Annotated in this window: 10 protein-coding genes; 5 read left to right on the top strand and 5 right to left on the bottom strand. The window is 68.1% G+C overall.

From position 1 onward, the window contains the following. Nucleotides 1-74 precede the first annotated feature (74 nt). Together AC27IQ_RS14525 and AC27IQ_RS14520 are read right to left on the bottom strand one after the other, a co-directional pair. Nucleotides 75-926 (bottom strand): substrate-binding domain-containing protein, encoded by an 852-nt coding sequence (locus AC27IQ_RS14525; protein WP_487089891.1) that lies wholly within the window; start codon nt 924-926, stop codon nt 75-77. Between the two features lie 49 nt (nt 927-975). Beyond that, complete coding sequence (locus AC27IQ_RS14520; RefSeq protein ID WP_487089890.1) at nt 976-1,947, bottom strand: Bug family tripartite tricarboxylate transporter substrate binding protein; 972 nt, start codon at nt 1,945-1,947, stop codon at nt 976-978. A gap of 109 nt (nt 1,948-2,056) precedes the next feature. Between AC27IQ_RS14520 and AC27IQ_RS14515 the strand changes: the two genes are divergently transcribed. Next, nucleotides 2,057-2,956, top strand: coding sequence for a LysR family transcriptional regulator (locus AC27IQ_RS14515; protein ID WP_317359704.1), 900 nt, complete (start codon nt 2,057-2,059; stop codon nt 2,954-2,956). A gap of 81 nt (nt 2,957-3,037) precedes the next feature. Here AC27IQ_RS14515 and AC27IQ_RS14510 read toward each other — a convergent pair whose 3' ends face one another. Beyond that, on the bottom strand, nt 3,038-3,550 hold the full coding sequence (locus AC27IQ_RS14510; protein WP_317359707.1) for a GAF domain-containing protein: 513 nt from the start codon (nt 3,548-3,550) through the stop codon (nt 3,038-3,040). A 302-nt stretch (nt 3,551-3,852) separates the two neighbouring features. On the opposite strand from AC27IQ_RS14510, the gene AC27IQ_RS14505 reads away from it, so the two are divergent. Then, nucleotides 3,853-4,194: a hypothetical protein gene (locus AC27IQ_RS14505; RefSeq protein WP_284430170.1), complete on the top strand. Its 342-nt coding sequence runs from the start codon at nt 3,853-3,855 to the stop codon at nt 4,192-4,194. A gap of 57 nt (nt 4,195-4,251) precedes the next feature. On the opposite strand, the gene AC27IQ_RS14500 is transcribed toward AC27IQ_RS14505, so the two are convergent. Next, on the bottom strand, nt 4,252-4,536 hold the full coding sequence (locus tag AC27IQ_RS14500; RefSeq protein ID WP_487089889.1) for a hypothetical protein: 285 nt from the start codon (nt 4,534-4,536) through the stop codon (nt 4,252-4,254). 54 nt (nt 4,537-4,590) lie between these two features. Next, on the bottom strand, nt 4,591-5,412 hold the full coding sequence (gene ppsR, locus AC27IQ_RS14495) for a posphoenolpyruvate synthetase regulatory kinase/phosphorylase PpsR (protein WP_272568151.1): 822 nt from the start codon (nt 5,410-5,412) through the stop codon (nt 4,591-4,593). 218 nt (nt 5,413-5,630) lie between these two features. Between ppsR and ppsA the strand changes: the two genes are divergently transcribed. The 3 genes from ppsA to AC27IQ_RS14480 form a co-directional block, all read left to right on the top strand. Next, complete coding sequence (gene ppsA, locus AC27IQ_RS14490) at nt 5,631-8,021, top strand: phosphoenolpyruvate synthase (RefSeq protein WP_317359715.1); 2,391 nt, start codon at nt 5,631-5,633, stop codon at nt 8,019-8,021. A gap of 19 nt (nt 8,022-8,040) precedes the next feature. After that, nucleotides 8,041-8,403, top strand: coding sequence for a DUF4212 domain-containing protein (locus AC27IQ_RS14485; RefSeq protein ID WP_487089888.1), 363 nt, complete (start codon nt 8,041-8,043; stop codon nt 8,401-8,403). Continuing rightward, nucleotides 8,396-9,331: sodium:solute symporter family transporter (locus tag AC27IQ_RS14480; RefSeq protein ID WP_487089887.1), on the top strand; the 936-nt coding region annotated here is incomplete at its 3' end. The genes AC27IQ_RS14485 and AC27IQ_RS14480, both read left to right, overlap by 8 nt.

Below are 9,331 nucleotides of genomic sequence, written 5' to 3'. Positions count from 1 at the left end.
GTATTTATTGTGCTGGAGGCCGTTTTGGCCTCAGGCCTCTCCAGGGCGATTGCCGGTGCGGACCGCCCGCCTGCTCAACGCGTGGCCGCGGGCTCCATGCCCGTGCTGCGCACGATCGGGGCGGCCGCTGGCGATGCCAGGAAGCGGATCAGATGGCGCGCGGCATCCGCGTTCTGCGCGCCCTCGGCCACGCCAGCCGAGAAGAACACGCGCTGCTGCACGGCGTCCGGCAAGGGGCCGACGAATTCCAGCTCCTTGAACGGCAGCAATTCGCTCACCTGCTGAAAGCCCAGCTCCGCATCGCCCCGCAGCACCACCGCGCCGACGCGTTCGCTGTAGATCCTGGTGGCCTTGGTCTTCATCGCCTCGGCCACGCCCAGGCGCGGGAACAGTTCGTTGACCAGGTAGGTGCCGCTGGCGCTGGCGGAATAGGCGACCGATTGGGCCTGGAGCAGCGTCTGCTTGAGGGCCTCGGGGCTGCTGATGTCCGGCTTGGGCGTGCCTTTGCGCACGCTCATCCCGATCATGGAACGGGCCAGGTCGACGCGGCTGCCCGCTTGCACCTTGCCCTGCGCCGTCAATTCGTCCAGCCCCGAATCGGCCAGGATCACGATGTCGAACTGCTCGCCCCGCGCCATGCGGCTGGGGATGGAGTCGGGCGCGTTGCCGAGCGATGCGCCACGCGCCGTGACGACCGTGTGGCCGGTGGCCTGCTCGTACAGCGGCACCAGCTGGTCGTAGGCGGCCGAGAAGCCGCCGGAGGTGACCACGCGGATCTCCGCGGCCTGGGCAGCGGGCGGCGCGGCGCCTCCCAGGGCCAGCCCCAGGCCCAGGGCGGTGCCCAGCAGGGTGCGCAGCACGCGGCGCCGGGCGTTGCTGGGCATGGCCGTGGTGGGGGCCGGTGTGAGCGGGAGGTTGAGCGGCATGTCCTTTGTCTCCTGATTTTTTTGGGGGGAATGCGTCCGGCCTGCCGTCTCAGTCGGCGGTGATCTTGCGTTCGCGGATGATGCGGCCCCACTTGGCGTGCTCCGCCGCGATGAATTGGCCGAGTTCTTCGCGGCCCGTGGGGCTGGCGGTCTGTCCGTGCTTGAGCAGGTTGTCGCGCACCTCCGGCGTGTTGAGCACCTTGACGATCTCGGTGTTCCAGCGGTCCAGCAGGGGCTTGGGCGTCTTGGCCGAGGCCACGAAGGCATACCAGTTGGTGGCGTTGAAGCCCGGGTAGGTCTCCGCCACGGTGGGCACGTTGGGCAGGTAGGCCGGGCGGGTCAGGCCAGTGGTCGCCAGGGGAATGAGCTTGCCCGATTCGATGTGGGGCAGGGCCGAGGGCGGTGCCGCGTAGAACGCGGTGACCCGCCCGCCCAGCACGTCCTGCAGCGCCGGGGCGCCCCCTTTGTAGGGAACGTGCAGCGTGTCGATCTTCGCCACGTCGTTGAGCAGTTCTCCCGCCAGATGCGCGGCCGAGCCCGGGCCGGTGGAGGCGTAGTCCAGCTTGCCGGGCTCGCGCTTGGCTTTGGCCACGAATTCGCCGAGCGATTTGATGCCGGTGCTGGCGGGCACCACCAGCACATTCGGGAAGGCCACGCCCATCGAGATGGGCGCCAGGTCCTTGAGCGGGTCGTACGCCACCTTCATGAAATGGGGCGCGATGCTCAGCGGCCCGATGGAGCCGAACAGCAGCATGGACCCGTCCGACGGGCCGTTGGCCACCTGGGCATGGGCCAGGTTGCCCCCGGCCCCCGGCTTGTTGTCCACCACCACGCTCTGGCCGATGTTCTCGCCCAGCTTCTTGGCGATGATGCGGGCGGCGATGTCGGCCGAGCCACCTGCGGCGAAGCCGACCACGAGGGTCACCGGCTTCTTGGGCGGAAAGTCCTGCGCCTGGGCGGTGCTGGCGAGGGGGAAGCTGGCGGCCAGGAAGGCTGCCGCGATGAGGGGGCGTCGTTGCATGGGGTATGTCTCCGGGAAAGCGCCGCCGGGTCGTTGGCCCGGCGATCAAGGGCGCATCGTAGGAGGGGCACAATGATCCGTAAATTGCAATTTACGAAACGACTGTTGCATGCGAAGCATCAAATTCGACCTCAAGGAACTGCAGGCCTTCGTGGTCACCGCGGACCAGTCCAGCTTCCGCGTGGCGGCCGAGATCCTGTGCCTGTCCGCCCCGGCCTTGAGCCGGCGGGTGGAACGGCTGGAATCCGCGCTCGGTGCCCGGCTGCTGGAGCGGACCACCCGCACGGTGGAGCTGACCGCCATGGGCCAGGAGTTCCTGCACGAGGCGCGCATGGCATTGACCGGGCTGGACGAGGCGGTTCAGCGCTTCGGCGACCAGGTGCAGTTGCGCCGGGGCCGCGTGACCATTGCCTGCGTGCCGTCCGTGGCCAACCACCTGCTTCCGCGGGCGCTCCAGTCCTTCGCGCAGGCGATGCCCGATGTGCAGGTGCACGTGATCGACGAGAACGCCCAGCAGGTGCTGGAAGCCGTGGCCCGCGGCGAGGCGGACTTCGGCCTGAGCTTCACTGGTACCCAGGAGTCGGCGCTGCTGTTCCAGCCGCTGCTGCGCGAACGCTACGTGCTGGCCATGCCGCGCAGCCATGCCTGGGCGCAGCGCACCGAGGTGCGTTGGGAGGAACTGGCCGGCCAGCGGCTGGTGTCGGTCTCCAGCCGCAGCAGCAACCGCCTGCTGCTGGACCAGGCCATGGCGGAACTGCCGAATCCTCCCGTCGCCTGGTACGAATGCAACCATGTGACCGGCGCGCTGGCCCTGGTCGAGGCCGGTTTGGGGCTGGCGGCCTTGCCGCAGCTGGCGCTGGCGCCCGCGCATTCCCAGGTGTGCGGTGTGCCGCTGACCGGACCCGACCTGTGGCGCACCCTGGGACTGCTGCAGCGGCGCTCGCGGGAGCTCAGTCCGGTGGCCGAGGCCCTGCGGCAGCGCCTGCTGCAGATGCATGCCGTGGTCTGACGCAGCCGGTTGAATTCGAAGGGCAGGGGCGTTGACGGCCGGCGCGCATCCGCCGCCCTGATGGCATGGTGCAAGGCCTGCTCAAGCCCCTGCCGAACCCGGCGCCAGCCGCGCGGCCAGCAGGTTGGCCGTGTAACGCAGCCGGTCGATGTCCGCATCGGCACGAACGCCGCGGCTGAAGCAGCACAACGTGCCATACACCGCCCCGCCGGACAGGCGCACCGGCGTGCTCAGATGGGTGCCGATGGGGAACCCCGGGTCCGGCGCCTTGCCGGACGCGATGTAGGGCGCGGCATCTTCCATCCGTTCCGGCAGTCGGCCTTCGACCACCCGTTGGCACCAGCTTTCTTCGACCGGGTCGGAGAGGCCGGCTTGAATCGGCGCGAAATCGGGTGCGCTGTCCACGGCCATGATGGTGCGGTGGTCTTCCGTGAGCTGGGACACGAAGGCCACGTCCATGCCCAGCCGCGTGCGCAGCAGTTTCAGCACCTCCGGGACGGCGGCAGGAAGTTCAGGGTCGGCGGAGTCGCTGGTGGCGACCAGCAGCTCCGAAATCTTGACGTCGAGGTCGTCGGGGTCGTAGTCCAAAAGCATGCCTGTCAGTCTAAAGGCAGAGCCTGCGTGCGGCGGAGCACAGGGCCGAATGACACCATCGGCTTGAGAATTATTCTCATATACTGTGCTGCAGCCAGCCAGGCGCCAACCCGTGGGGTGCGGCGCTCCGAGCCAGCGCTTTCGTTTCCCAAATGATCCAGGTCTGCGCCCGTTCGCATGGCGCATCCGCTGTCCGGTCCATGGATGGTGGATTCGGCGTGCGGTGTCGTTGGCCCCCCGGGCCGCAAGCTGCCCGCGGTGTGGCTGGCCTGGTCTGTTGCAATTCCGAAGGAGGCTTGACCATGGCTGCCGATGCACCGTGCCCGGACACTGAAAACCCCACCGACGAGGAATACCGCCTGCCCTGCACCGAGGCGCTGCTGGCCAGCACGATGGCGCTCATGACGGGACACGCGCACACCGCCGAGGCCCCGTATCGCGATGCCATGGCCCGCAAGATCATCGTGAACCTGCAGGCCCTGTCGCAGATGCCGGGGCTGACCTCGCACTTTCGCACCATGCTGCGCAGCCTGCAGACCCACTGGACCCCGGGGCCGGAGCGACAGGCGGCAGCGCAAGAAAACCGCGACCCCGAGCCCCGCCCCCAGGCCCTGTGGCACGCGGCACCGGAGGCGGTGCAGTAGGCCAGCGGTCCTGCCGCACCTTTGGCAGAACTGGGCCGGACCTCGGGCCTCTTCGACTCAGCCGGCCACCTTGATCGCCAGGATCGCCAAGCCAAGCAGAACGAGCACCACGGGCAGAACGCGGGCCCGTGGCCGGGAGGCCTTCGCCGCGATGGCGATCTGGACCACTGCGACAAGGGCAAAGATCGCACCCGCCGCCACGATGGCATTGCCCGACCCGTTTTCGATGGCGTTGGCGGGAATGGACGGGTCCATCCCGTGCATGACGTCGTATGGATTTCGTGGCAGAAGCGCCATGATCAGCAGGCCCAGGATGGACGCTGCATGCAGGCTGATCCGCAAAGGTTTGTTCATGGGTTGCGGATGCATTTTTACCTTTGGCGAAATCGCCGCGATTCAATACACCAGCCGCTCGGGACGCACTTCCTGCAGGATGGTCGTGGCGATTTCCTCGATGCTCTTGGTGGTCGTGGACAGCCAGCGGATGCCCGCGCGCCGCATCATCGCCTCGGCCTCGGACACCTCGTTGCGGCAGTTGTCCAGCGCCGCGTACCGGGAGTTGGGGCGCCGTTCGTTGCGGATCTGCGAAAGCCGCTCGGGCTGGATCGTCAGCCCGAAGATCTTCTTGCGGTGCGGCTCCAGCGCCGGGGGCAGCTGGCGCCGCTCGAAGTCCTCGGGAATCAGCGGATAGTTGGCCACCTTCAGGCCGCACTGCATGGCCAGGTACAGGCTGGTGGGGGTCTTGCCGCTGCGCGACACGCCCACCAGGATCACGTCGGCGCCGGCCAGGTCGCGGTGGCTCTGGCCGTCGTCGTGGTCCAGGCTGAAGTTGATCGCCTCGATGCGGTCGGTGTATTCCTTGCTCAGGCTCACGTCCGAAAAACGCCCCACGCGGTGGTGCGACTTGGTGCCCAGCTCGGTCTCCAGCGGCCGGATGAAGGTGCCGAACATGTCCAGCAGCATGCCCTTGCAGCCTTCCTGGATGACGCGCAGCACGCCCATGTTGACCAAGGTGGTGAAGACGATGGGCTTCTTGCCCTCCACGTCCGCCGTGTGGTTGATCTGCCGCACGGCCTGGTGCGCCTTGTCCTCGGTGTCGATGAAGGGCAGGCGCACGTGGCGCGGCTTCATGTCGAACTGGGCCAGGATGGCGTTGCCGAAGGTTTCGGCCGTGATGCCGGTGCCGTCGGAGATGAAGAAAACGGTGCGCGTGTGCATGGGCAGGGGTTCCGAAGAAGGGGGACGATCCGTCAGCCCGCCGCCAGCGCGGCCGCGCAGGGCAAGCCTACAATGGCGCCCATTATCCAAATTCTCACCATGCACCCCGGCGGCCCACAACCACAACACCAAAGCCGAACGCCGTGCATGGGCGCTCGCCCGCGATTGCTCCCCCGGAGCGCAGGCGCAGACCCAGTTTCAACTTCTGGAGCTATCCCATGTCTGCACTCTTCAACGCGACCGCCCTGGTCGTTCCGTTTGAAAACCTGAGAATGACCGACGTCGAGTCGGTGGGCGGCAAAAACGCCTCCCTCGGCGAGATGATCTCCCAGCTGCCCCAGGGCGTTCGCGTTCCCACGGGCTTTGCCACCACCGCCCACGCGTTCCGCCAGTTCCTCGCCCACGACGGCCTGGCCGACAAGATCAGCAAGCGCCTCGCCGCGCTGGACACCGAAGACGTGCGCGCCCTGGCCGCTGCCGGCGCCGAGATCCGTGCCATGGTCGAGGCCCAGCCGTTCCCGGCCGACCTGCAGCAGGCGATCGCCGAAGCCTTCGCAAAACTGTCCGAAGGCAACCCCCAGGCGAGCTTCGCCGTGCGTTCGTCCGCCACGGCGGAAGACCTGCCCGACGCCTCGTTCGCGGGCCAGCAGGAAACCTTCCTCAACGTGGTCGGCATCGACGACGTGCTGCACAAGATGAAGGAGGTGTTCGCCTCCCTGTACAACGACCGCGCCATCAGCTACCGCGTGCACAAGGGCTTCGCGCACGACGTGGTCGCCCTGTCGGCCGGCGTGCAGCGCATGGTGCGCTCCGACCTGGGCGCGGCGGGCGTGATGTTCACCATCGACACCGAGTCCGGCTTCGAAGAGGTGGTCTTCATCACCAGCAGCTACGGCCTGGGCGAGACGGTGGTGCAGGGCGCCGTGAACCCCGACGAGTTCTATGTGCACAAGCCCATGCTCCAGGCGGGCAACAAGGCCGTGATCCGCCGCAACCTGGGCTCCAAGCTGGTGCAGATGGTCTTCGCCTCGGCCGAGGAGAAGGCCGCCACCGGCAAGCTGGTCAAGACGGTGGACGTGGCGACCGAGCAGCGCAACCGCTTCTCCCTGTCCGATGCCGACGTGGAGCAACTGGCCCATTACGCCCTGGTGATCGAGCAGCACTATGGCCGCCCAATGGACATCGAATGGGGCAAGGACGGCACCGACGGCCTGCTCTACATCCTGCAGGCCCGTCCCGAGACGGTGAAGAGCCAGTCCAAGGGCCAGGCCGAGCAGCGCTTCAAGCTGAAAGGCACGGGCACCGTGCTGGCGGAGGGCCGCGCCATCGGCCAGAAGATCGGCACCGGCCCCGTGCGCCTGGTGAGCGACATCGCCGAAATGGACAAGGTGCAGCCCGGCGACGTGCTGGTCACCGACATGACCGATCCCAACTGGGAGCCCGTGATGAAGCGCGCGAGCGCCATCGTCACCAACCGCGGCGGGCGCACCTGCCACGCGGCCATCATCGCGCGTGAACTGGGCATCCCCGCCGTGGTGGGCTGCGGCGACGCCACCAGCCTGCTCAAGGACGGCACGCTGGTGACGGTGAGCTGCGCCGAGGGCGACACCGGCAAGATCTACGACGGCCTGCTCGAAACCGAAGTGACCGAGGTGCAGCGCGGCGAAATGCCCAAGATCGGCACCAAGATCATGATGAACGTGGGCAACCCGCAGCTGGCCTTCGACTTCTGCCAGCTGCCCAACGACGGCGTGGGCCTGGCCCGGCTGGAGTTCATCATCAACAACAACATCGGCGTGCACCCCAAGGCCATCCTGGACTATCCGGCCGTCGATGCCGACCTGAAGAAGGCCGTGGAATCGGTGGCGCGCGGCCATGCCTCGCCCCGTGCGTTCTACGTGGACAAGGTGGCCGAGGGCGTGGCCACCATCGCCGCCGCCTTCTGGCCCAAGCCGGTGATCGTGCGCCTGTCGGATTTCAAGTCCAACGAGTACCGCAAGCTCATCGGCGGCAGCCGCTACGAGCCCGAGGAAGAAAACCCGATGCTGGGCTTCCGTGGCGCGGCGCGCTACATCAGCGCCGATTTCGGCGAGGCGTTCGCGATGGAGTGCGACGCCATCAAGCGCGTGCGCGGCGAGATGGGCCTGACCAACGTGCAGGTGATGGTGCCCTTCGTGCGCACGCTGGGCCAGGCCGACAAGGTCACCCAGCTGCTGGCCAAGCATGGCCTGAAGCGCGGCGAGGCCGAGCTGAAGGTCATCATGATGTGCGAGGTGCCCAGCAACGCCGTGCTGGCGGACGAGTTCCTGCAGTACTTCGATGGCTTCTCGATCGGCTCCAACGACCTGACCCAGCTCACGCTGGGGCTGGACCGCGACTCGGGGCTCGAGTTGCTCGCGCAGGACTTCGACGAGCGCGACCCCGCCGTGCTGTCCCTGCTGTCGCGTGCCATCGCCGCCTGCAAGGCCCAGGGCAAGTACGTGGGCATCTGCGGACAGGGCCCCAGCGACCACCCGGACTTCGCCGAGTGGCTGGCCAAGGAAGGCATCTCGTCGATCTCGCTCAACCCCGACAGCGTGATCGCCACCTGGCAGCAACTGGCCCGCTGACGGGCCCGGTCCGGCGACCATGCCCACGCGCCCATCGGCGATCGAGGAGCCCGGGGCCGGACATCCCTTTCCGCCCGACCTGCACGATGCCCGCCACCTCTGGCTGAAGGCGGGCCTGCTGCTGGCCTGGGCCGCGGTGTCCTTCGGGGCCTGCTACTTCGCCCGCGACCTGCAGTTCATGGTGGTGGGCGGCTGGCCGCTGGGGTACTGGATCGCGTCGCAGGGCGCGGTGCTGGTGTTCATCGGCATCGTGGCGATCTACTGCGCGGCGATGAACCATTTCGAGCGGCAGGACGCGAACGCGGTGGCCTTTGGCGCGGACACGCCGCCGTCCACCCCCGACGCGCCGGGCCCGGGCGCCCCCGGCAAGCCGCATGGCTGACGCGCAGCCGCAAGCCGCCTACGGCCGGCGGCTGCGCCGCATCCTCGCGCTCTACGTGGCCGGGGTGATCGCCTTCCTGGCCGTCATGGCCTGGGCAGAGCAGCGCGGCCTGTCGCGCCACTGGATCGGCCCCATCTTCCTGTTCCTGTCCGTCATGGTCTATGCGGCCATCGGCGTGTACGGGCGCACGACCGATGCCGACGAGTACTACGTCGCGGGGCGCCGCATTCCGCCCGTGTACAACGGCATGGCGGCGGCGGCCGACTGGATGAGCGCGGCCTCGTTCATCAGCCTGTCGGGCGCGCTGTACCTGCAAGGCTTCTCAGGCGTGCCGGGGCAGGCCGGCGGGCTGGCCTACCTGCTGGGCTGGACGGGCGGGTTCTGCCTCGTGGCGCTGCTGATCGCGCCGCACCTGCGGGCCATGAACCTCTACACCATCCCGGAGTTTTTTCAGGTGCGTTTCGGCGGGCGCTGGCCGCGCGTGATCGCAGCGCTCGCGGCCGTGCTGTGCTCGTTCACCTACGTGGTGGCGCAGATCTACGGCGTGGGCCTGATCGCCTCGCGGCTCACGGGCGTGCAGTTCGAGATCGGCATCATGCTGGGACTGGGCGGGGTGCTGCTGTGCTCCTTCCTGGGCGGCATGCGCGCCATCACCTGGACGCAGGTGGCGCAGTACGTGATGCTGCTGCTCGCGTTCCTCATTCCCGTCTCCTGGCTGGCCTACAAGCAGCTGGGCAATCCCCTGGCGCCGCTGGTGTACGGCACCCAGATCGGCAAGATCGCCGACATGGAGGCCCGGCTGCTCGCCGACCCCGCGGAGCGGCAGGTGGTTGCCGCCTACCAGGCGCGGGCCCAGGAGCTGCAGGCCCGGCTGCAGGATGTGGGCGCGGCGCTGGAGCGCGAGCGCGAAGCGGCCCGCCAGCGCATC

It is taken from the genome of Acidovorax sp. KPB24-07, from assembly GCF_057543315.1.
This window is presented reverse-complemented; position numbering and strand designations above follow the sequence as displayed.

Excerpts from the sequence above, each read along its gene's own strand:
- ppsA (WP_317359715.1), top strand. The coding sequence starts at position 5,631 with ATGTCTGCACTCTTCAACGCGACCGCCCTGGTCGTTCCGTTTGAAAAC.
- AC27IQ_RS14505 (WP_284430170.1), top strand. The coding sequence starts at position 3,853 with ATGGCTGCCGATGCACCGTGCCCGGACACTGAAAACCCCACCGACGAG.
- AC27IQ_RS14525 (WP_487089891.1), bottom strand. The coding sequence starts at position 926 with ATGCCGCTCAACCTCCCGCTCACACCGGCCCCCACCACGGCCATGCCC.
- AC27IQ_RS14510 (WP_317359707.1), bottom strand. The coding sequence starts at position 3,550 with ATGCTTTTGGACTACGACCCCGACGACCTCGACGTCAAGATTTCGGAG.
- AC27IQ_RS14515 (WP_317359704.1), top strand. The coding sequence starts at position 2,057 with ATGCGAAGCATCAAATTCGACCTCAAGGAACTGCAGGCCTTCGTGGTC.
- ppsR (WP_272568151.1), bottom strand. The coding sequence starts at position 5,412 with ATGCACACGCGCACCGTTTTCTTCATCTCCGACGGCACCGGCATCACG.
- AC27IQ_RS14520 (WP_487089890.1), bottom strand. The coding sequence starts at position 1,947 with ATGCAACGACGCCCCCTCATCGCGGCAGCCTTCCTGGCCGCCAGCTTC.
- AC27IQ_RS14485 (WP_487089888.1), top strand. The coding sequence starts at position 8,041 with ATGCCCACGCGCCCATCGGCGATCGAGGAGCCCGGGGCCGGACATCCC.